The following is a 21,566-nucleotide window of genomic DNA, read 5'->3' as shown; positions in this document are numbered from 1 at the left end:
AATCGGCGCGAGTACGCCTTACGCCGCCTGCTTACTGAAAATCTGAGTCAGCGTATCGAGCAATCGATCGATTTCCAACTGGGTGATGATCAGCGGCGGGACAAATCGGAGGACATGTTCACCGGTTCCATTGATCAGAATGCCGCGCGCCAAACATTCGCTCACGACGACTTTCCCATCCATGTCGAGCTCAATCCCTTGCAAGAGCCCAAGGCCCCGCACCTCTCGCACCACTCGATGTCGCTCCTGACAATCGGATAGTCCCTTTGCGAAATATTCCCCCATTCGGCGCGCATGGTCGAGTACCTGGCCCTCCAGCAACACACGACAGACGGCCAAGCCCGCCGCACAGGCCAGCGGATTGCCGCCGAATGTCGAGGCATGACTGCCGGGTGAAAAAGCCTGGGCCACAGAGTCGATCGCGAGACAGGCGCCGATCGGCATGCCGCCGCCCAGTCCTTTCGCCAGGGTCATGATGTCCGGCTGTACCCCTAACTGCTCATAGGCAAAGAGCGTCCCGGTTCGTCCCATTCCGGTCTGCACTTCATCGAACATCAAGAGCACGTCTTTTTTCGTGCAGAGGGCTCTCACCTGCTTCAGATATTCACGATCCGCAACGTGCACGCCCCCCTCGCCCTGAATCGGTTCGAGCAGAATGGCCGCCGTCTTGTCGGTGACGGCCTGCTCCAGCTCTTCCAAATTATTGAAGGCGACGTAGTGAAAGCCCGGGAGCAGCGGCTCGTAGCCCTTTTGGACCTTTTCCTGTCCCGTTGCGGTGATCGTCGCCATTGTCCGTCCATGAAACGAGTTCTTCATCGTGACGATTTCGTACCGCCCGGCTCCATACTTGTCATGGGAATAACGGCGAGCCAGTTTGATCGCGGCCTCGTTCGCCTCTGCTCCGCTGTTGCAGAAAAACACCTTGTCGGCAAACGAGTGATCGACCAGCACTTGGGCGAGTTTGACTTGAGGCTCAGTGTAGTAGAGATTCGACGTGTGGATCAGCTGCGCGGCTTGGCGCTGGATGGCCTGAATCAAGTCTGGGTGACCATGCCCGAGAATGTTCACCGCAATCCCGCCGACGAAATCGAGGTACTCTCGCCCCTCAAAATCGTAGACCTTCGTCCCCCGCCCCCGCGCAATCGCGAGCGGTTGACGCGTATAGGTCTGCATCAAGTACCGCGCAGCGTCCTGCTTCAGCTCTTCTGTCGGCATGGCAGACGTATCCCCTTGTAAAGAAAGGGAAGGTAGCATAGCCCTGTCGGCGGAAGCAACCTGCATTGGGCAGGAGAAGCTATCGAACAGTATGGCACTGCTTCTTTACCCAGATGACGCCTCGTTGTGATAGTCTCTGGCAGATGAAGTCCTGTGCGCAATGCCAGCAGCAGAATCAGGAAGACGCCAAATTCTGCTACCAGTGCGGAAATACACTGGCCAGTGAGCCTGCACCACCCATCGCCGCCACCGTGCCACATACCGATGAAGACCTCTGGCGTCAACTCATCGGCCCCCATGCCGATCGCTATCTGGAACATTTTAAGAAATTCGGGTTAGGAGACGAGCCGAAGTTCGCGCTGACGTGGAATTGGCCGGCATTTCTGTATATTTCCTTCCTCTGGTTTCTCTACCGGAAAATGTACGTCTATGCGCTGGTCTATGCCCTCGGTCCGATGATTTCGACCTACGTGACCGGCGATCTCACCGTGGGTCTCGTCTGGAGCATCATGGCAGGCGCCACCGCAAACTATGTCTACTATTGGTATTGCCGTGAGCAGATTAGCGAGATCAAAAAAAGTTCCTGGACAGACCCGGCGAAACAAGACGAGGCCTTGAAAGAGGCGGGGGGAGTTCAACCCTACGTGATCTGGGTCGGAGTCGCCCTATACATCTTCTTTGCAATGACGATGTTCAAGCTGTTTCAAGATGGACTGCCGGATTCAGATAAGATTCCGACCAAACCAACGAGACCAGCCGCCACGAGTACCACGTAACCGTGAGCGCGACACGACGACCCGTGGCGACTTACTCCGGCATACTCTGCCGGCTTCGCTGCCACCCGATCCAGGCCTGAAACCACCCGAAATCCTGTTCATATGCGGCTCCGCCTGAATCAGAGGCGTCCTGCTTTTGCTCGATCTGCGTATAGGTGCGCGGCCAGTTTTTCTGCCACCAGGATTTGAGTTCGTCCGGTGCATAGGCCTGGCCGTTCGGTTGGAGAATGCCTGCCGCCGCGCAGACCGGCGCAATGAGCGGCCAGTAGCGATCTTTGCCGAGGCCGAGACTGCGAAAATGTTCGCGCAACAGAAAGACCACCCAGAGCTCGGCACTGTGTTTCTTGTTATGTTTGAAGGGTTGCGTCTGCCGGAGCGGAACCGGATCGAATTGCTTGATGACCGAGGTATAGTCCGGGCCGCCGTAACTACCGGCCACCTCGGCAATGCCTTCCAGCATCTTTCCCAGCTCAACTTCTGCAACGGGTGAAGAGCCAGTCCCCCCGCCTACGGCCAACTCTGCAAGCGGGTTCGGCGTGGTCAACAATTCGATGAGCGGCTTCAATTCTCGAAGGCGGGCGGTGGCCGCTTTGAGAATCTGTTCCGACTCCAGCCAATAGTCCGGATCGTTCTTCGTGAGTCGCTCTCGCCCCGGGGGCGGGAGCACCGTCGGCACCCAATAGCGCATGAGGACAAAGAGAATATAGTCCGCCTGCCCGCCGACTTGTGCGATCCGATCGAACATGCTGCCCGTACGCAGGCCCGTAAAAAAATCGTGCGCTCGGTCAGCCACATGCAGCCGCTGGCCGATCTCATTCCACCAGGCCTCAAACGCTGTCCAGTTGATATCGGAAGGAGATGAAGTCGTCATACCGGTAGCCTATCCTGAGTAGGTAAATCAGGCGGAATGGTACTGCCGGCCCCAAGCGAAAGCAACCGCTTGACATAGGCGGCTGTTCCAGTATGCTTTGCCCCGTGGCTATATCCTTTCATCCTCAAGGGGCACGTACAATGGCTCGATTAGTCCTGCTTCGTCATGGCGAATCACAATGGAACCTGGAAAATCGTTTTACCGGCTGGGTCGATGTGCCCCTCACGCCGCGAGGGATACAGGAAGCCAAGAACGCAGGAGACAAACTCCGTGGCTTCACGTTCGATCGTGCCTTTACCTCTGTGCTCGCGCGCGCAAACGAAACCCTGAGGCTGGCCCTCGAGGCGATCGGGCAATTGGACATCCCTGTCGTGAAGGATAAGGCGCTCAACGAACGGATGTACGGCGAGTTACAGGGGTTGAACAAGGCTGAGACTGCCAAAAAATACGGCGAGGCACAGGTGAAGATCTGGCGGCGGAGTTACGATATACCTCCGCCGGGCGGGGAAAGTCTGAAGGACACAGCCGAACGTGTGTTGCCCTACTATGAACAGACGATCAAACCGTATCTCCTGAAAGGAGAAACGATCCTCATCGCGGCGCATGGGAACAGCCTACGCGCCCTGACGATGGAACTGGAGCAGCTCTCCCGTGAGCAGGTGCTGGAGTTGAATATCCCGACTGGGGCGCCAGTGCTCTACGAGTTGGATGGGGCTGGGAAAGTTGTCAGCCACCGCTACCTCTGACAATTGAAGCAGACCAGGAGATTATCCGATATCTTGCAGTAATCGCCCGTAGGTCTCGACCGGCACAAAATCGATCAACAGGGTGAGAAGATTTCGCCGCTCCCCTTCCGTGATCAAGTGCTTCTCCTCCATCAACTCGGCGGCTTCGGCACTCACGGCAAGCGGACTCATACCTTCTTCCACCAAACGGGTATAGAGACGACGACGCTCCTGCCATTCGTTGAGGTACGCGGTCCAGGCAGCCGTACCGATGGGAACGGTCGTCCCCCATCCTGCCTCGATGGTATCCAGGATGAGTTCCGACAATGCCGCCTGGTACTTCAGAGGGATATGGGCCTCAATGGCGGCAAAGATCCAAAATAAATTCAGCGAGAGCACTTCTTGGGTAATCGCCTGGGCCTGCTCCGTCGTCGCCTCGATGCCATACTCTTCCAGTTGCTGGACTGACAGGCCGACAGGCATTGCTGCGACCAACGCTGCGCCGGCTTGTTTCGGGGTCATCGAATTAGTCGACATGCCTGAGTTCTCCCATTGTTCGCGGTGCCAGAGAATACCTGACTACGCCGGCCTGCTCAAGCAACTTGTCCAAGCCTACCCTCTATGCTACAGTCCGCCGTCATGATTTTACGGATCGCCGCCATATCGTTACGAACAACCTGTGCTGCAGGCCTGTTGGCCCTGTTGATGATGGGGACCGCCGTAGGCGTACCGCAAGCCCAAGCTGACGACAACCGTTGGGGGTTCGGCAGCGACCTGGGGCTCACCTCCGGAACGGTCAATGGCACGGTGTTCACCATGGCATTTAGTGGTGACTACTACATCGATCGAAACTTTTCCATCGGACCGATGATGCAGATCACCCCAATGGGAGACCTCTTCCAGATCTCCTTTGCAGGAGTTGCGCGTTATCACTTTCGCCTCAAGAACGGTATCAATCTGGTCCCCTTCACGGGCATCGGATTGATCCACGCAGACCTGGACCGCGGAACCGGCCCTGGACGCATCGACCGCAACGACACGAGTTGGTATATTCCGATCGGCCTCTCCGTCGAATATCAGGCCGTCCACAACATCGCGCTCTCCTCAACGTTGATCGTCAATCTCCACGACATCAACCTTGCACCATCACTCCCCGAAAAAGACCACACGAGTGTGGCCCTGCTGTTCGGCTTCCGCTTCGGTCCCTAGTTCAAACGTCGCACGTCAATGAGGCGCAGGCTCTGCAACAGAGTCCTGTTCACTGACGGAATGGTGATGTGGCCTGAGATGCGGGGGGAGGCGGTCGCTACGCTGCCTTGGCTGGCTGCCAGCGAAGACCGATGTTAATCAGCTCTTGCAACAGATCTTTATACGTATAGCTGGCTTTCTCTGCTGAATCCGCAAAGTCTTCGTCATGCGCGATTTGTGGGTTCGGGTTGGCTTCAAGCACGTAGACATTTCCCTCCGCGTCCATTCTCACATCGATACGCGCATAGCCGCTCAGGCCAAGTGCGCGATAGACACGCTTGGCGAGATGTTGAATCTCTTCCGCTTTCCCTTCAGGAAGATTCTTGGCTCCGCCTGACCGAATGCCATATTTCTCCTGATACGTCCGGCTCCATTTGACTCGTTCGGTCGCAATTCGGCGGGCGTCATCGGGCAACTTATCCATGAGCAGCTCCCACACCGGCAAGACATGGACATGCCCATTCCCCATCACCCCGACATAGAGTTCGCGCCCCTCGATATACTGTTCGATGAGCGCGCCGGTCCCCACGCTCGCGTGGATAAAGGCCACACGTTCCTTAAGTTTCTCGTCGTCCTGGACAATGGATGCCTGGGAGATACCCAGCGAGGCCTCCTCGGTCACGGACTTCACAATCAACGGGAATGACAACCACTTTGGCCGCTTCACCGCCCGGCCCTGTGGCACCACCATAAAATCGGGGAATGGAATTCGATGGAAGGAGAACAACTTTTTAGACAGCACCTTATCGCGTGCAAGCATCAACCCGCGCGGGTTACATCCGGTATAGGGCACATGCAGTAATTCAAGATACGAGACGACATTCTGGTCGTACACGGCCACCCCGTCGAACTCTTCGAGCAGATTGAAGGCGATGTGCGGCTTCCAATCTTCGATAGCCGAACGAAGCACCCCGAGATCACTCTTGACTCCTAATGGCTTGACGTCATGTCCAAGCTTACGAAGCGTGGAAACCACATCGTATTCCGTCTTCCACGCGGCGCCCGTGATCTCCTGCCCATGAAGGGGATCTGGGGGAACCAGGTCTTCGTGCATCAGGACAAGGATTCGAAGCCGTCTCATACCGCTACCTTATGCCGCCCGCTGCGCAAATAGTTCATCGTGTGGACGGTCAACAAAATCGTGAAGTCCAGCTTCGCCTGCTCTTCCGCAAGTGGAAGCCGCAAATGAAGCTGCCGACAGCGCTGGATCATGTCCTCGAGCACCTGATCGATCGTGTATTGATACTCGCCGGTCCAGGCTGCGACTTTGCGGCGCACCTCTTTTCGGAAACGGTTCAAGAAAGTCGCGGCGCTCATCTTGTCGGCATGGGCAGGTGCATCGGAAAACAGTCGCTTCAAGTCCGGATCGTAAAACGATTTCCGTTCGATCCCATAGTGCTTACGCTTCCGCTCGTAATGCTCGCCCAGGGTCTTCCTCAAGGCCGGCAACGGATCGATCTCCTCGTTCGTCACCACCTTGGGAGGGGCACCAGCCAACCCTTGCATAAGCCCGTTCACATACTGAAGCTTCTTGAGAACCGGCCATCCCTTATAACGGTCGGCCCATGTCGAATCGGGCGTGAGCCAGACCGCGAAGGTCTCCGCAAAGTCTTCATCCGGATGGCTTTGCGCATACCACACGTCGAGGTGACGCACGAAGCTCCGACTATAGGGCCTTGGGCTGTAGTATCTGGGGTAGGGATCGGACGAGCGGCCAAAGACTTGTTGTCGGCTGCGAAGCCGGCGAAGGCGATAGGCGTTCTCGATCGCATGACCTGCCTCATGCCGCAAGATACGCATGCACCATTCTGCGGTCCCTCCCTCGACTTCAAGCATTTGCCCCATTTCAAGTTTCGCGAGGCGGGGGTGGGCCAGGTAAAACGGGATCGCAATCCCCGGCACACCATCGGGGGTAAACCATTCGTTTGATAACCAAAAGTGAGGTCGGAATGTGAGCTGTCTGGATTCGAGTTCGGCGTAGAGTTGCGTGATCTGTTCTGACAGGAAGGCCCCGTCAAGGGTGACTCCTAGGCGGCACATGGGAAGGGCCAGAATCTTCTCGTCCGACCACGAGACCCATTCCGGCTCGTGATGGGGGCCGTCAGAAGTTGTCAGAGCCTGAAGCTGTGATCGATGCATCGATGCTGTATCCCGCGCGGTCAAATCGAAAGAGGTGCTGTGAGAAATATAGCACGTACTTTGGTATTGCCCGGTTCAGGAAGCCGTGCCCTTCACTCCCGCCCAGAAGTGGAGAAAAATTGTCCGATTAAGTCCAAGAATGAACCGGGACAAGCACAATTAAGTGTTTTACGAGGAACTACCGCAGGCGAGGGAGCAGGGCTGGTGCCGTGGCCCAAATCATATCGATCACTGACCACACATAGGCGCGCGCCCGTTCAGGATCACGTTCCCACTCCGGCATGACTTCGTGCAGATCAAGGACCGGCTTGTCGTGCCCGAGACAGACTTGATTAAAGAGCGGAACATCTCGCCCGAACTGTTCCCGAATATAGGCCTGGTGGTCTCGCCCCATCGCGAGAACGAGGTCGGCAGCCTCGACCAGTTCCTGAGTGAGCTGTCGCTGCACATGTGTCGTGGGATCAGCCCCCTTCTCTCGTAACCGGCCCTGAACCCACGCATGCATAGGCTGCGGCTTGGCATCGATCCCGGCTGAGCTGACGATGCAGGACCTCTGCGCCCCAAGTTTGATTTTGAGCGCGTACTCGGCAGTCACACTGCGGAATATATTCGCAGTACAGACGAAGAGAACCGACTGAAGTTTCTCGTCTGAACGTCTCTCACTCTGTCCCATACATATCCTCTATGAAGATCGACAGTCGCACGGCTGACCGCGTAAAATACCAGCCCATGTCTCAGTCGGCAAACCCTTCCCGGACATATCTCAAACTCGATGAGGCCACCGAGCAGTTGCAAACCAAACTGCTGCACCTCGTCGGAGAGACCATTGGCGCCTATGGTTTAATTGAAGACGGCGACAAAATCATGGTCTGCCTATCGGGAGGAAAAGACAGTTATGCCCTGCTCGACCTATTGCTGGCCTTACAACGGCGCGCACCGATTCACTTCGATCTTGTCGCGGTCAATCTGGATCAAAAACAACCGGGTTTCCCAGCCCATGTGCTCCCCGACTATCTCAGAAACGTGGGAGTCCCCTTCCATATCGAGGAACAAGACACCTACACAATCGTCAAGCGACTCATCCCTGAAGGGCAGACGACCTGCTCTCTCTGCTCACGACTCCGTCGTGGCATCCTCTACCGTGTCGCCACAGAATTAGGCGCGACCAAGATCGCACTCGGGCATCATCGTGATGATATTCTGGAAACCTTGTTCCTGAATCTACTCTATACCGGAAAGCTCAGGACGATGCCGCCCAAACTCCGTGCGAAAAACGGCCGGCATGTGGTCATTCGCCCGCTGGCCGCCGTGCGGGAAGCAGATTTGGTTCGCTATGCAGAACTACGCGCGTTCCCCGTTATTCCCTGCAATCTCTGCGGCTCACAGGAGGATCTCAAACGGCAAGAGGTCAAAGAATTGTTGCGTGAATGGGAGCAGCGGTCACCTGGCTGCACCGATAGCATGTTTGCCGCACTCTCGAACGTGGCGCCGCCGCTTCTCCTGGACCAACGACTATTCGACTTCAAGTCTTTGCGCGCATCGGACCAGACAGAGGGGCACGAGGATGCATGGCTAGACGAACACCACACGTGATCTGAAGCCCCGACCTCGATCACGTCTCAACATAAACCCCTCCCCTCTATTCATTCTACTGATACCGGCTGGCGTTGGGGTCATTCAAGCCAGAGAGTCCACGCATGCCGCTGCTGGCTCGACAGAGAGAAGGAAAAGGAATCGGAGCCTGTTATGCCTTGAGTTTTGAGGTGAACAACTTGCGGAACTTAACAACCTTAGGAGCAACGATCGCAGTACAGTATCCCTGATAGGGATTTCTCGCAAAATACTCTTGATGGTAGGGTTCGGCCTCATACCACATCCCCGCTGGCTCGACCTGTGTCACAATTGGCCCTGGATAGATTTTCTCTTTCGTCATCGACGCAATGACATCCTCCGCGATCTGCTTCTGTTCGGGCGTATGATAGAAAATCGCCGATCGATATTGCGAGCCGACATCATGCCCCTGGCGATTGAGTGTCGTAGGATCGTGAATGACGAAAAACACTTCGAGCAGCTCGCGATAACTGACAACGGTGGGATCGAACGTGATACGAACGGCTTCTGCATGTCCAGTTCTGCCGCTACAAACCGCTTCATACGTCGGATGATCCATCTGGCCGCCGAGGTAACCGGACTCGACAGACACCACACCCTTCATCTGGTCATACACCGCTTCGAGGCACCAAAAGCAACCGCCGGCGACGGTGGCCATGTCGTATCCAGTCTCTGTCGGTGGTGATTGTCCCATCGTATAGATCGCTCACTCCCTGACCTGAAAATGTATTGCACGAGGGCATCTCTGTTTCTGACTCCCCCAAGGCCTTATACCATAGGAGGCGATGAGGTCGCGAACAGACCGGAGGACGCAGGCAGGAAGCCTCGTTCGTACGATCAAGGGACCACGACTAACCTGTCCGGGTATCACGCTGAAAGGGGAGGGAGAACAGTTACGCCGCACACTCCGCGTTGAGGTTGGCAATGACTTGCTTGAGCTTTGCCTCCTCATCGGGCTGAATCTTCGTGAACTGAATTCCAAATGTCTTGGCCTTGACCCAACGTACCTGGGCCTCATCGATCCGCAAGGGCCAGTCGAGCCCAGGGATATAAATACGGCACTCAAACGACGCCCCCACGACAACGGGCAAATCCGTTTCGATCATACAACCGCCTGAGGAGAGGTCCAACGTCCGGCCCTGACCTTCCCGTTGTCCGCCAGAAAATGTGCTTCTGAACTGCGAGGTAAAACGTGGCTGTTGTCGTTTTTCCATATAATGCTCCTCTTTGATCATACGAGGCTGAGGAGGCCTCGGACGTGAATCAGGCTGAATCGTGACAGTGCCATGCCTGCTTCATCCAACCACAAACACGAAACCCCGGGCTCACCTACAGGGGCGCCGGGGTTCCGTAGAGATCGTGACCCGCTTCGTTACTGCTGTACTTTCAAGAGCACATGCCCGCGACGGTTCTGCTGATAACAAGATTCGGCCGGTTCCGAGCAGAAAGGACGCTCCTTGCCGTACGACACGATCGCCACCTGCTTAGGGCTCACACCCGATTCGACCAGATAACTGCGCGCAGACTTGGCTCGTTTATCTCCCAACACCACGTTGTAATCAGCCGTCCCCCGTTCGTCACAATGCCCCTCGACCTTCATCACCGCACCAGGATGGGCCTTCAACCACTCTGCGTCGCGGTTCAATGCTTCCATTCCAGCATCTGACAACATCCATTGGTCATACCCAAAGAATACGTCCTGCAAGCCCGCTTCGATGGCCGCTTTTTCTTCTCTGGTTAATTCCGCACGCTGACGGGCACTCATCCCATTAGAGGACAGCGAGGCAATATCGCCACCCTTTCCCAATCGTTCTTCTGAAGGATTTCGAGAAAAACCGCTGAGCCCTCCGCCTGAACCACCCTGAGACATACCGGGGAAGCCCTGATTCGAACCGTTTTGCGACGCCCCCGCCCCCGTCTCTCCATCGGACTGCAACCATTTCATGCTACAGCCTTGACTGACAAACAGGGCAAGCCCCAAAGCAGCCACCGTACTCATTTTCATTGAACTTCCGACCATGATTCTTCCCCCATCGTTGGAATGACACGGAAACACAACTCAACCTGTGCCAATCAAATATAGCACCTGAATGAAAAAGTGAGATTGAGAGGCAGCCGGGGAGTATTTCCCCTTAAATGTCAGCCTGTTGAGGGAGAGAGGAGGACTCTTGAGGATTAGGGCGGCACCTCAGGCAGTCCGCAATTCCGCACATGAAAGAAGGGGCCAGAGTAAAAATCGCCTATAGTTGTGACGACTTACGATCCGCCCACCGAGCCGGACGCATCACCGTACTCAACGCCGCCACGGCACAAATAAATGCCAGCATCGCCAAACCCACCATCAGAAAAAAACTAGCCCGGACGTCATGGAGGACTATATGGTTCATGATACGCCTTTCCTCTCGGTGACGATGCGCTATCCACTCCACCATCCGCACGAACAGGCCCATGGTGCTGCAGGCTCCTGCTTCGTCAACCAACGTCCACAGCAGGGACAATGCCTCGTCCAAGCCTGTCGGGGCTGACAACCTGCGAGCCTCCTGTGAAGAGGCCCGGCACAACTACGCTTATAGCATAGCACCATATTCTGCTCCCCATGGATCTCGCTTCTTGATGTAAAGATACTGCTGAGGAGCAGAGAAATCTATGCAGCTTTGGTGGGGGATAACCAGCTCAAAAAGACCGGGAAGGCACTCGCAAACCTCTGATACTTCGATAATTATGTAGTGAGGCTTCACTGGAAGATGTGGTGCGCCCGGAGGGAATTGAACCCCCAACCCCCGGATCCGAAGTCCGATGCTCTATCCAATTGAGCTACGGGCGCATGTGCTATTTCAAACACTTCGAAGGAGACCTTGTCAAGGACAGGAGTCGCGCTTCCTCACACCAACGTGAGGAGCGTCTCAACCAGTTGATCGATTGATCGATCATCCGTCGCAACGACATGATCGGCGGCCGCTTGATACTTCGGCGTCCGCTCCCGCAAGACATCCGCAATTTCATCGACAAACGATTTGGTCCCCGTCAATGAGGGACGCTGATTATCGCCGCCGATTCGTGTTGCGATCGTCTCGACGGAGGCCGTCAGCCAAAACAACCTGCCGCTCTGCTTCAATGCCTCTACGTTTTGCGGGCGAAGGATGGCCCCTCCGCCGGTATCGATCACCAACTGGTCCCGGCTGGCCAGTTCCCTGCAGATATCGGACTCCAGGTCGCGAAAGTAATCCCATCCCTCTTGGGCAACGATCTCTGAAATCGCGCGTTTCGCACGAGCGACGATCTCCGCATCGGTTGACACGAGCATTCGTCCCAACCGCGCCGCCAAGAGTCGGCCCACCGTGCTCTTGCCGGTCCCTCGATAGCCAATCAGCACGATGTTCATGAGAAACGGGACTCCAGGACGGCGCGCATCACGTCAGTTGGGGCAGTGTGATTGGTCCAGAGCTCAAACTGCGCGGCGGCTTGATGAAGAAACATCTCAAGCCCTGGAATCGTACGACAACCAATCGCCTTTGCATCCTTCAGCAACTGGGTATCCCGAGGATTGTAGACGATATCCATGACCGTCAATCCCGCATGCAGCAACGTCGCAGGCACAGCAGTTCCCTGCACATTGGGCGACATGCCCATCGGGGTACAATGGATCAGCACATGTGTGTCCGGCAGAAGCTTTCGCAACGTTCCCTCATCCAGAGGCAATGCCTGCACGGTCATCCCAGTCTTCGACTGGAGGTCTCCGGCCAAGGCGGTGCGTTCCCAGTCATCGATTCCTAGTAGGCTCAAGCCAGCGATCCCGGCTTCAGTTCCAAGCGCAAAGGCAATCGCGCGAGCCGCGCCTCCGGATCCAAGCATGACGACCTGACGCCCTTTCAAGGCAACCCCGCCCTCACGAAGCGCACGCAACGCGCCGGTCGCATCGGTGTTATAGCCTGTAAGAGTCCCGCCTTCAGCCACAATGGTATTGATCGCACCAATATGACGCGCGGTCGGTTCAACTGCGTCAAGAAATGGAACGGCTGCCACCTTGTGAGGGATGGTCACGCTGGCACCGCGAAAGTTACCCAACGCGCGCAGCCCCCGAATCGCATCGCCGATCGCTTCCACGCGAAAGGCCAGATACACAAAGTTCAGCCCGAGTTTCTGAAACGCGGCATTATGAATCGCCGGCGAAAGCGAATGCTCGACGGGATTACCGATGACACCGCAGAACTGCGTATGTGCGTTAATGTCCATAGGCCGAGAACTCACGACTGCTGCTGATTCAGAAGAGCAGATAAGCACCCATCGCGACGACGGTGGAGTTGACCATTCGCAAGGGACGCCGACTCACGAGATCGTCATCCCTCCATCGATCGGAAAGGTCCCGCCCGTAACCCAGGCTGCCTCGTCGGAAACCAGATAGAGAACCATATTGGCCACCTCTTCCGGCTTACCAGCTCGACGGATAGGATAGTGCGCGAGAATCGGGGCCAGTTGCTCGAGGTTGCTCATCAGCGGAGCGGCCATCGGCGTATCGACAAGTCCGGGGTTCACCACGTTACAGCGGATGCCCTCCTTGGCATAGTCAACCGCGATAGCTCTGGTCATGGCATCGAGCGCCCCCTTGGACGCGGCATAGGCCGGCAATGTAGGAAGTCCGACGAGGCTCGCGATGGAGGAGATATTGACGATGGCGCCGTTCCCCTGCTTCAACATCTGCGGCAGTGCCGCTCGCGTCATTCGAAACACCCCGGTCAAATTGACGTCGAGGACCTGCGTCCAGGTTGCATCATCGATCTCATGCAGGCGCTTCCCGAAATCCCCGACTCCGGCATTGTTGACGAGGATATCGAGCCGTCCAAACTGCTGCACCGTCGCCAGCACTGCCTCCTGGACATGGCGTTCGTCTGTGACCGATCCGGCAACGGCGACGGCCTTACCCTGCGCCTTCACAATGTCGCTCACGACCCGGTCGAGCTCTCCTTGCCGTCTCCCCGTAATCATGACCGATGCCCCTTCGCGCGCAAAGGCTTTCGCGATCGCTTCACCGATACCCGCGTTGCCCCCGGTGACGACCGCCACTTTCCCTTGTAACCGGTTCATCGCGCGTCGTCCTCTCGCTCTTCATGAGCATCACTGGCCTCGTCCATAGCTTCAACCGATTGAGCCGTCGGCCATAAGCCCGACTCGATTTTCCTCGCCACTGTAATGAAGCCTGAATGGGCGACCATCCGGTGATCCGGCCGCACGCTACGCCCCTGAATCGACCAAGTCCTCAACAGCGACTCAAACGTTTCAATCATGCCAAAGACCATCGCTTTCTCAAGGGCCTCAACCGTCTGCACCACTTGAGGAACGGTGGGAACAAAACTCAGATACATGCCGCCGGAACGAAGGACCTGCGCGGCATGCGGGACCACCTGCCAGGGCTCAGGAAGGTCGAGGACGAGACGATCGAACGGCAAGCCATCGCCGAGCAAGCTGATTCCCTCATACACGTTCCGGCGAAGCGAGATAAGGTTGGGCATCGGACCCATATACCGTTCGATGTTCGTCATCGCCGTTTTCGCGAAATCCTCGCGGGCTTCGTACGTCACGACGACGCCCCGCGGTCCCACGGCGCGCAAGAGGGCCATCGTCAAGGCCCCTGAACCAGTCCCCGCTTCGAAAACGCGCGCCCCTGGATAGACATCCGCCCACATGGGAATGAGCGCCAGATCCTTCGGGTACAACACCTGCGCACCCCGTGGCATCTTCAGCACATAGTCGCCGAACGTCGGCTTCAGCGCCAACATCGTCTTGTTGCCGGAGAGCGTGACGAGAGAACCATCGGGCTTCCCGATGAGATCGTCGTGCGCAATTTTATGACCGCTCAGTTGATAGCGATCTCCGGCCTTGAGGGTCAGGGCATACTGCCGCCCTTTTTTATCGACCAAATGAATACGTTCGCCTGATTGAAGTTGTGACATGGGGGCTCATTCTAGAAGCGCTGTGCCGGGTTTTCAACCAAACAAACGGCCAACAGGAGGGATTTCTCGACCTCCGCCATGAGTCTTCTTGAAAAACTGATCGCACGTATGACAAGAGAGCGAGACTCTGAGGCTCGTTGAGCGCGTAGCGGCGAACAATCCCGCCACAACTTTTTCACCTTCCATCCGTACGATCGCCCGGATTCTGAAAGGGCTGCCCCAGGGAGAAAATGTGGCGATTCAGCCTGTTGCTCGATTGCCACCACTACACACTTGCAGCAAGGTTGCCTCACTCCCTCTCCGAGATCCTCATTAAGCCACTCTAATAGAGCAGCCTTTTCCATAAGATTGCGATCCGCCATTCTCATGAACAATCCAGCACAGGATTTGCTCCGTAGTAAGACAAGAGAGCAGCCCGTCCGCACAGACTGAGCATGAATCGTTTGACGGAACGCTGTCTCTCATAGAATAGAACACAAGAACCGGAACCAGTTGAGGTCACGACCATGCGGAGCAACAGATCAGACAATCAGAGGAGGGGCGACGACATGAAAAAGAATCTTTTCCCAACCCCTGAGCCGGAAGAGCTTGTCACGATGACAAAGGACGTTGATGCGGACGATCCCGAAGCGAGCGACCTGCTAGATGTGATCGGCAAAGACACCTCTGAAGAAGAGCCATCAGAGGAGCCAGTGAAGCCGGCCACGCGTGCCGCAGTGAGCGGCGGCCCGTTCATGTTGGAGTCACTGTACTTTCGCTCCTTCGGCGAACGAGCCCTCTTGACCAGAGAAGAAGAAGTCGAACTGGCGAAGAAGATCGATTCCGGAACGAGCACGATTCGGAAGACCTTACGCCAGACTCTCCGAGTCTTCTCTAAACTCACGAGAACCGCCTCGGTGCTTGAGGCGCAACACACACTCCAGATGGTCAAAGGGTTAAGTGGACTCTCAGCCAGCGCGATCGATAAGGCCGAGCAGAGGCTCGCTGACATGATCAGCCTGGAAACGGGGAAACAGAAGCTTCCGGTGACCATCGCCAAACAACTCAAGGAAGGGTTAGCCACCCTCCGCTCCGCTCGGGTCCTGCTCGAACAGGCCAAGGACGAATTGGTGCGCTGCAACCTACGGCTCGTCGTGGATGTCGCAAAACATTACACTGGACGAGGACTGACGCTGCTGGACCTCGTGCAAGAAGGCAATATCGGATTGATGAAAGCGGCCGAACGTTATCAATACCGCAAGGGGTTCAAATTCAGCACCTATGCGACCTGGTGGATCCGCCAAGGCATCACCCGTGCGCTCGCAGATCAATCGCGAACCATTCGCATTCCGGTGCACCAGACTGAAGCCTCGCACCGAATCCTCCGCGTCACCAGACGCCTCGGGCAACAGTTGGGCCGGCCGGCCCGAATCGAAGAAGTGGCGGACGTGCTGCGGATGAGACCGGAACGGCTCCATGAAACCGTGCAGGCATTTCAAGAGCCGGTTGCCCTAGAGAAGCTAGTGGGCGATGGGAGCACGGAACTCGGGGAACTACTTCCCGACCTGCAAGCCGTCCCGCCGGATGCCAATGTGCACCAGGCGGAAATGGCGCAGCAGCTTGAACGTATTCTCGACACACTCACGCCCCGAGAGCAAACCGTCATCCGCCTGCGTTTCGGGATCGGCCACGATCAGTCCTGCACGTTGGAGCAGGTCGGACAGAGCCTGTCGGTCACGAGGGAGCGGATTCGCCAGATCGAGGCGAAAGCGCTCAAGAAACTGAAGACTCCCCAGATTAAGGAAATGTTTGCCGCCATCCAGTAAACCGCAGAAGTCTGGAGCAGAAAGGGGCGAGGGTTATCCTCGCCCCTTTTCTGTCAGGCAGCTTTCACACTGAGGGCACTTATGCCACAATGAGGCCGACTTAGTATGTGAGGCCCCATGACCACAGTTCGCACAGCAGAAACGATATCCAGCCCCTTTCACTCCCTCACAATTTCGCTCCTTCTCCCTCTAGTCATCGCCATAGTCCCAGACGGCCGAATTGCCCAGGCTGAGCCCCTAATTGGATCGGTCCCCATCCACGAAAAGTCCCTGTCGGTCCCTGCAGTCGTGGCGAAGGTACGTCCCTCGGTTGTCACCATTCTCACTCGCGGCATGCCGGCCACTCCCACGCAGGCCCAATCGGGGTCTGGGTCCGGCGTGATTATCGACGAGAACGGCTATATCCTGACAAACAATCATCTGGTAGCGGGTATCAAGAGCCTGGTTGTCGGACTCTCAACGGGTCGGCTCACCCCAGGCCGTGTTGTTGCGCGAGATTTCCTACTGGACCTGGCCCTCGTCAAGATCACGGCAACGGACTTGGTGCCCGCGACGCTCAGTCCTGTGCCGATGCTTGAGATTGGCGAGTCGGTCGTTGCCATCGGCAACCCCCTCGCGCTCAAGGGGGGCTCGACCGTCACCGTCGGTGTCGTCAGTGCCGTCGATCGCTCAGTGCTCACTCCGGATGGCGAAACGCTCTACGATCTGATCCAAACCGATGCGGCCATCAACCCTGGCAATAGCGGAGGTCCACTCGTGGATCTGGCCGGTCATGTGATCGGCATTAATGTGGCCATCGCGCCATCCGCTCAAGCCATTAGTTATGCGATTTCGATGGAGGCCATCTACCCCCACATTCAATCGATGATCGTCCGTGGATCGGTCCTTCGCCCGGACATCGGATTTACCCCTGTGACCATCACCGCAAGTATCATGGCGAGTTTCGGTCTGGACGGTGATCGTGGGGTCCTGGCGCTGAATGTCGAACCGGGAGGAGCAGCCGTCACGGGAGGCCTTCAGAACGGCGATATCGTGACCGCTGTCGATCAACATCAGATCTATAATCTCGGAGACTTCTGGCACTCCATCCGACGTTCGGGAGACCTCCCCAGCCTGCAACTAACCGTGCAGAGAAAAAACGTCCAGTCCACCATCTCGATTCAGAAGCCTTCGCTACAGAAGGCTTTCCCATGAATCACGCAGACGAATCCCAGCAGAGTCACGACGTCACAGGGCACGAGAGCAGGCCTAGTCCGCAAGAAGGCAGGCTCGTCCAGTTTCCCAAGCCGGTCCCCTATGCCGAAGCCTGGATACTGCAGCAACAATTACGGGAAGAACGGATTGCGGAGCGACAAGAGGATACGTTGTTACTCCTTGAGCATCAGCCGGTCTATACGCTGGGTCGAAGTACCAAACCCACACATTGGGCTTGCGGAGAAGAGATCCTCCGCCAAACAGGCGCCAACTTCCAATCCGTCGATCGTGGCGGCTCCATTACCTATCATGGACCGGGACAGATCGTGGGCTATCCGATCCTCAAGCTGTCGCGTTATTGTTCAGGCCCGAAACAGTATGTGCGGAAATTGGAAGAGGTCTTGATCCATGCGCTCGCACGATGGGGGATTGAAGGTTATCGTGTCGAGAAGACACCTGGCGTCTGGGTCCGCTGGCATGATGCGGATGCAAAGATTGCCGCAATCGGAGTCCGGATCGATCATGGCGTGACTCTTCACGGATTCGCGCTCAACGTCGATCTGGACCTCTCCCCCTTTTCCCATATCATGCCCTGCGGCCTGACCGCGTGCCCTATCACGTCCATGGCCGAGATCCAACGGTCTCCCTTGTCCATTTCGACCGTCGCGCAACAGGTGGCGCAGGAATTCGCGCGAACGTTCAACGTACAATGGATGAACCTCCCGCCCGAGATCATGGGACAGGGAGACCATCACAATACCCTCGCCGCGACGACGCTCACGCACAGTTGACGAGAGGAACCGCCTATGCACGAACTCGACACACCGACCTTCCGACTGGCGATGGCGCAATTTGATCAAGCAGCCGAGGCCATGGAACTGGATCCCAATTTACGCGAGCGGCTGAAACTTCCACAGCGGTCCCTGATCGTCAGCGTACCCATCCGAATGGATGACGGCCGGGTCGAGGTCTATACCGGCTATCGTGTGCAGCATGATTCCTCTCGCGGCCCCACCAAGGGCGGCATTCGCTATCACCCGGACGTGAATCTTGGGGAAGTCGCGGCACTCGCCATGTGGATGACCTGGAAATGCGCATTGGCCGACCTGCCCTATGGCGGAGCGAAGGGTGGGGTCGCGGTCGATCCGAAACAATTGTCGCGGGCAGAACTACAACGATTGACCAGACGCTATGCAGCGGAAATCTTCCCCTTGATCGGCCCGGAGAAAGACGTGCCGGCGCCGGACGTCGGGACAGATGCTCAGGTGATGGCCTGGATCATGGACACCTACAGTCAGCAAGTGGGGTATTCGGTGCCGGGCGTTGTAACCGGCAAGCCCCTTTCGATTGGAGGCAGCCTTGGGCGCGAAGAAGCCACCGGCCGCGGAGTGGTCTATGTCACCATTGAAGCGCTTCGTCATCTCAAGCTCGATATCTGGAACAGCACTGTGGTGATCCAGGGGTTCGGCAATGTGGGGGCCCACACTGCCCGCATCATGCAGGAATGTGGGGCTCGCGTCATCGCCGTGAGCGACGTACACGGAGGCATTCACAACGCAAACGGTCTGGACATTCCGGAACTCCTCACACGCTGCAAAACTCACGGACAATCCCTCCGTGACACCAAGCTGGGAGATTGGCTCTCCAACGACGAACTACTGCAGCTTGACTGCACTGTGCTGGTCCCCGCCGCGTTATCTGAACAGATCACCGAGCGAAATGCCGGGAAGCTCCGCTGCAGGATTCTCGCTGAAGGAGCAAACGGTCCGACGACCCTGGAGGCCGATCGCATCCTGCAAGATCAGGGGGTCTTTATCATCCCAGACATCCTGGCCAACTCCGGTGGCGTCATCGTGTCCTACTTCGAATGGGTGCAGGATGGGCAGCGCTTTTTCTGGAAGGCCAAGGACATTCAAGAACGGCTGCAAGACATTCTGATCAACGCCTTCCATCGGACGTTACAGTTTTCCCTTTCCAAGAATACGTCCATGCGTATGGCCGCATTGATGAGCGGAATCGACAAAGTGGCGCAAGCCCATCTCCATCGCGGTCTGTATCCGTGAGCGGCACAAAGCACGAAGGCAAGGGCCACCAACAGTCTGGGACTCTCGATTGAGGGACTATGCGTTGGCCGCACTCGCTGGGATTTGGCTGGCTGACGGGGTCGTACTCTTGCTGTCTCCACGCTACATCATCGCGCAGGTCCGCCAAGTACTGCAGCAATCCCCCGGGATATTGCGATGGGAACTTCTTGCGATCTTCGGAGGCGCCCTCTTGCTCGTTGCCGCGAACGACCTGCCCTACCCATGGCTCTGGACGGTCACGGCTGTGGGCATGATCGCAAAAGGCGCCTTCCTGTCGATCAGACCACTTTCATGGTGTAAGCCAGCCATTGAGTGGTGCCTTGGACGAGAGGACATCGACTACCGGTTCTGGGGTCTGGGTCTCTGTATGCTTGCGGTCCTGTTATTCCATGCGCTAGGGTGGATCGGTCGAAGCTGAGTCCTGTGAATGGTTGGAGACCCGTAGAATGGATCGGGATGCCCTGTTATCCCTCTGGGAAGCCCACAAGGAGGCACAATGGCCTCACGTGGAGGGCCAACATGAGGGGCCGTTGATGACGCTGGATACGGTGATCAGTGGATGTGTGGTGTATTTCCTCGATAGTCCAGAAGGCCTTGATGCCCAACGCCTCGTGATTCTTGAAGATTGCGTTGCAGATCTCGATGGCCTGACCAACGAGCTTGACGAAGATTGCCGGCCCTATTTCCAACGACTCCGGCACCTCGGTGCCGTCCTCATGAGCACCCATCACCGTAACTAATCTCTCACGTCGAGATACGAGTAGGGATGGTTCAGCGCGCCATTGCTCCACAGCCGTTACGATGCTTCAATAATATCCTTCTTCATTGCCCCCAATAGACCTAGAAGTTCTCCCTTTTCTTGCGCTGGCACCTTCGCCATGTCCATAGCTTTCACCAGATCCTCTAGGAATGCGCCAACGTCTCTCGTGGAAATCCGCATCCCGGCATGAGCCATCTTCATGTCGCGCCCGCTGTAGGTACAGGGACCTCCTGTCGCCATGCAGACGTGATCGACGAGGTGGCCTTTCAGTTTCCGTATATCAGTGGTCGCAAACCGGCCATTGATCCTGGTATCAGCAAGCACATTGGCCACACATTGTTCGACAACCACGGAAATGACAGGTTTTCCACCAATCCGCGCATAGAGAGACTTGCCGGTAGGCATCTGCTCCGTTGCCACACAGCCTACAAAGACCGTCAACAGACCGAGCCCGGCAACCGTTCGCCACAACACATATTTCGCCAGCATCTGCCCCCTCGCATTCAGCCATTCCTTGCAAGTTCTCAGGCTGTTCGATAAAATGTATCCATACTGCATGGTCCCACCAATTTCGTTATTAAATTTTCAACACCCTACATCTCCAGGAACCCATGGCTAAGGAGGAGTCGATGAAGGATTTACTACGAGTCGTCACGCTAATCTGCATAGTGATGACCGGAGTCGGTGCATGGGCGGCCCCTGGCTACGGAGAGCCCTACGAATTGAGCAAGCACGACGTGATGGACCCTAAGACCTTGAAGAGTGTCGACATTTCGCTGTTTGGAGTCAAGTTGGGAGATCCTGAATCCACCGCCGTGGATTCGCTGGTAAATGAAAAGATTCCTGGAGTTAAAGTGGAGCAGGAAGCTTCGTTTATTTTCTTGCTCGACCAACGCAAACCGACTGGTCCAATGGCTGGCGTCCGTATCCAGGATGGCAAAGTCGACCTGATCTTTATCAATAACCGATTTTCTTATAAGACTCGCGGCATCTTTCGCAACGTATTGAACAGCGAAAGCCCTGATGACGTGCGGAAGCTTCTGGGGCAGGAAGAGTATGGAGACGAAAACGTGATGGGCGCCATCCTGGCGTACGACAAACAGGGATTCGTCATCAATTATCTCGGGAAAGATGTCAACGTGGAGTTTTCCCCAACTCGGTAGCAGGCCCGATACGATTGACCACTCTGC

At 56.5% G+C, this 21,566-nt stretch carries 25 protein-coding genes, 1 tRNA gene and 1 pseudogene; 11 read left to right on the top strand and 16 right to left on the bottom strand.

Features of this window, described 5'->3' with window-relative positions:
• Window positions 1-18: 18 nt before the first annotated feature.
• Window positions 19-1,215, bottom strand: coding sequence for an acetylornithine transaminase (locus Q7U76_16405; protein ID MDO8357958.1), 1,197 nt, complete (start codon window positions 1,213-1,215; stop codon window positions 19-21).
• A gap of 113 nt (window positions 1,216-1,328) precedes the next feature.
• Between Q7U76_16405 and Q7U76_16400 the strand changes: the two genes are divergently transcribed.
• The gene (locus tag Q7U76_16400) at window positions 1,329-1,991 is read left to right on the top strand and encodes a DUF2628 domain-containing protein (GenBank protein MDO8357957.1); all 663 of its coding nucleotides are present in this window, start codon (window positions 1,329-1,331) and stop codon (window positions 1,989-1,991) included.
• Window positions 1,992-2,022: 31 nt separating this feature from the next.
• Here Q7U76_16400 and Q7U76_16395 read toward each other — a convergent pair whose 3' ends face one another.
• Window positions 2,023-2,862 carry a hypothetical protein gene (locus Q7U76_16395; GenBank protein ID MDO8357956.1) on the bottom strand — a complete coding sequence of 280 codons (840 nt, stop codon included), beginning with the start codon at window positions 2,860-2,862 and terminating at the stop codon, window positions 2,023-2,025.
• A gap of 140 nt (window positions 2,863-3,002) precedes the next feature.
• Between Q7U76_16395 and Q7U76_16390 the strand changes: the two genes are divergently transcribed.
• Window positions 3,003-3,608 (top strand): 2,3-bisphosphoglycerate-dependent phosphoglycerate mutase, encoded by a 606-nt coding sequence (locus Q7U76_16390; GenBank protein ID MDO8357955.1) that lies wholly within the window; start codon window positions 3,003-3,005, stop codon window positions 3,606-3,608.
• A 21-nt stretch (window positions 3,609-3,629) separates the two neighbouring features.
• Here the strand turns inward: Q7U76_16390 and Q7U76_16385 are convergent, their stop codons facing one another.
• Window positions 3,630-4,124: a hypothetical protein gene (locus tag Q7U76_16385; GenBank protein ID MDO8357954.1), complete on the bottom strand. Its 495-nt coding sequence runs from the start codon at window positions 4,122-4,124 to the stop codon at window positions 3,630-3,632.
• 102 nt (window positions 4,125-4,226) lie between these two features.
• On the opposite strand from Q7U76_16385, the gene Q7U76_16380 reads away from it, so the two are divergent.
• Window positions 4,227-4,796 (top strand): hypothetical protein, encoded by a 570-nt coding sequence (locus Q7U76_16380; protein ID MDO8357953.1) that lies wholly within the window; start codon window positions 4,227-4,229, stop codon window positions 4,794-4,796.
• 97 nt (window positions 4,797-4,893) lie between these two features.
• On the opposite strand, the gene Q7U76_16375 is transcribed toward Q7U76_16380, so the two are convergent.
• From Q7U76_16375 to Q7U76_16365, 3 genes are all read right to left on the bottom strand, one after another.
• Window positions 4,894-5,916 carry an ATP-grasp domain-containing protein gene (locus Q7U76_16375; GenBank protein ID MDO8357952.1) on the bottom strand — a complete coding sequence of 341 codons (1,023 nt, stop codon included), beginning with the start codon at window positions 5,914-5,916 and terminating at the stop codon, window positions 4,894-4,896.
• Window positions 5,913-6,875 (bottom strand): putative zinc-binding metallopeptidase, encoded by a 963-nt coding sequence (locus Q7U76_16370; protein MDO8357951.1) that lies wholly within the window; start codon window positions 6,873-6,875, stop codon window positions 5,913-5,915. Before Q7U76_16370 ends, Q7U76_16375 begins: the two co-directional genes overlap by 4 nt.
• A gap of 277 nt (window positions 6,876-7,152) precedes the next feature.
• Window positions 7,153-7,647, bottom strand: a complete 495-nt coding sequence (locus tag Q7U76_16365; protein MDO8357950.1) for a hypothetical protein — start codon at window positions 7,645-7,647, stop codon at window positions 7,153-7,155.
• 101 nt (window positions 7,648-7,748) lie between these two features.
• Here Q7U76_16365 and ttcA point away from each other — a divergent pair.
• A pseudogene (gene ttcA / locus Q7U76_16360) lies at window positions 7,749-8,528 on the top strand (tRNA 2-thiocytidine(32) synthetase TtcA).
• A gap of 190 nt (window positions 8,529-8,718) precedes the next feature.
• Here ttcA and msrA read toward each other — a convergent pair.
• From msrA to Q7U76_16315, 9 genes are all read right to left on the bottom strand, one after another.
• Window positions 8,719-9,279, bottom strand: a complete 561-nt coding sequence (gene msrA / locus Q7U76_16355; protein ID MDO8357949.1) for a peptide-methionine (S)-S-oxide reductase MsrA — start codon at window positions 9,277-9,279, stop codon at window positions 8,719-8,721.
• A gap of 199 nt (window positions 9,280-9,478) precedes the next feature.
• The gene (locus tag Q7U76_16350) at window positions 9,479-9,799 is read right to left on the bottom strand and encodes a PilZ domain-containing protein (GenBank protein MDO8357948.1); all 321 of its coding nucleotides are present in this window, start codon (window positions 9,797-9,799) and stop codon (window positions 9,479-9,481) included.
• A gap of 158 nt (window positions 9,800-9,957) precedes the next feature.
• Window positions 9,958-10,605, bottom strand: a complete 648-nt coding sequence (locus Q7U76_16345) for an OmpA family protein (protein ID MDO8357947.1) — start codon at window positions 10,603-10,605, stop codon at window positions 9,958-9,960.
• Between the two features lie 220 nt (window positions 10,606-10,825).
• Window positions 10,826-10,972, bottom strand: coding sequence for a hypothetical protein (locus tag Q7U76_16340; protein MDO8357946.1), 147 nt, complete (start codon window positions 10,970-10,972; stop codon window positions 10,826-10,828).
• Between the two features lie 360 nt (window positions 10,973-11,332).
• Window positions 11,333-11,409 (bottom strand) — tRNA-Arg (locus tag Q7U76_16335).
• Window positions 11,410-11,466: 57 nt separating this feature from the next.
• Window positions 11,467-11,967, bottom strand: coding sequence for a shikimate kinase (locus Q7U76_16330; protein MDO8357945.1), 501 nt, complete (start codon window positions 11,965-11,967; stop codon window positions 11,467-11,469).
• A complete protein-coding gene (locus tag Q7U76_16325; GenBank protein MDO8357944.1) occupies window positions 11,964-12,818 on the bottom strand; it encodes a shikimate dehydrogenase in 855 nt (284 codons plus the stop codon). The genes Q7U76_16330 and Q7U76_16325 overlap by 4 nt, the downstream gene beginning before the upstream one ends.
• Before the next feature lie 93 nt (window positions 12,819-12,911).
• Entirely contained in the window at window positions 12,912-13,667 is a 756-nt protein-coding gene (locus tag Q7U76_16320) for an SDR family oxidoreductase (GenBank protein ID MDO8357943.1), read from the bottom strand.
• The gene (locus Q7U76_16315; GenBank protein ID MDO8357942.1) at window positions 13,664-14,533 is read right to left on the bottom strand and encodes a tRNA (adenine-N1)-methyltransferase; all 870 of its coding nucleotides are present in this window, start codon (window positions 14,531-14,533) and stop codon (window positions 13,664-13,666) included. The genes Q7U76_16320 and Q7U76_16315 overlap by 4 nt, the downstream gene beginning before the upstream one ends.
• Before the next feature lie 548 nt (window positions 14,534-15,081).
• On the opposite strand from Q7U76_16315, the gene Q7U76_16310 reads away from it, so the two are divergent.
• The 6 genes from Q7U76_16310 (at window position 15,082) to Q7U76_16285 (ending at window position 20,356) form a co-directional block, all read left to right on the top strand.
• Entirely contained in the window at window positions 15,082-16,338 is a 1,257-nt protein-coding gene (locus tag Q7U76_16310; GenBank protein ID MDO8357941.1) for a sigma-70 family RNA polymerase sigma factor, read from the top strand.
• A gap of 117 nt (window positions 16,339-16,455) precedes the next feature.
• On the top strand, window positions 16,456-17,532 hold the full coding sequence (locus Q7U76_16305) for a trypsin-like peptidase domain-containing protein (protein MDO8357940.1): 1,077 nt from the start codon (window positions 16,456-16,458) through the stop codon (window positions 17,530-17,532).
• Window positions 17,529-18,323 (top strand): lipoyl(octanoyl) transferase LipB, encoded by a 795-nt coding sequence (gene lipB / locus Q7U76_16300; GenBank protein ID MDO8357939.1) that lies wholly within the window; start codon window positions 17,529-17,531, stop codon window positions 18,321-18,323. Before Q7U76_16305 ends, lipB begins: the two co-directional genes overlap by 4 nt.
• A gap of 15 nt (window positions 18,324-18,338) precedes the next feature.
• On the top strand, window positions 18,339-19,595 hold the full coding sequence (locus tag Q7U76_16295; protein ID MDO8357938.1) for a Glu/Leu/Phe/Val dehydrogenase: 1,257 nt from the start codon (window positions 18,339-18,341) through the stop codon (window positions 19,593-19,595).
• A 64-nt stretch (window positions 19,596-19,659) separates the two neighbouring features.
• Window positions 19,660-20,034, top strand: a complete 375-nt coding sequence (locus Q7U76_16290; protein MDO8357937.1) for a hypothetical protein — start codon at window positions 19,660-19,662, stop codon at window positions 20,032-20,034.
• 28 nt (window positions 20,035-20,062) lie between these two features.
• A complete protein-coding gene (locus Q7U76_16285; GenBank protein MDO8357936.1) occupies window positions 20,063-20,356 on the top strand; it encodes a hypothetical protein in 294 nt (97 codons plus the stop codon).
• A 56-nt stretch (window positions 20,357-20,412) separates the two neighbouring features.
• Here the strand turns inward: Q7U76_16285 and Q7U76_16280 are convergent, their stop codons facing one another.
• Entirely contained in the window at window positions 20,413-20,865 is a 453-nt protein-coding gene (locus tag Q7U76_16280) for a group 1 truncated hemoglobin (protein ID MDO8357935.1), read from the bottom strand.
• 140 nt (window positions 20,866-21,005) lie between these two features.
• On the opposite strand from Q7U76_16280, the gene Q7U76_16275 reads away from it, so the two are divergent.
• Window positions 21,006-21,539 (top strand): hypothetical protein, encoded by a 534-nt coding sequence (locus Q7U76_16275; protein ID MDO8357934.1) that lies wholly within the window; start codon window positions 21,006-21,008, stop codon window positions 21,537-21,539.
• Window positions 21,540-21,566 lie beyond the last annotated feature (27 nt).

This window comes from Nitrospirota bacterium (assembly GCA_030645475.1).
In the GTDB taxonomy this organism is placed as follows: domain Bacteria; phylum Nitrospirota; class Nitrospiria; order Nitrospirales; family Nitrospiraceae; genus Palsa-1315.
The sequence above is the reverse complement of the archived record's forward strand: the minus strand, read 5'-3'. Positions and strand labels throughout refer to the sequence as shown.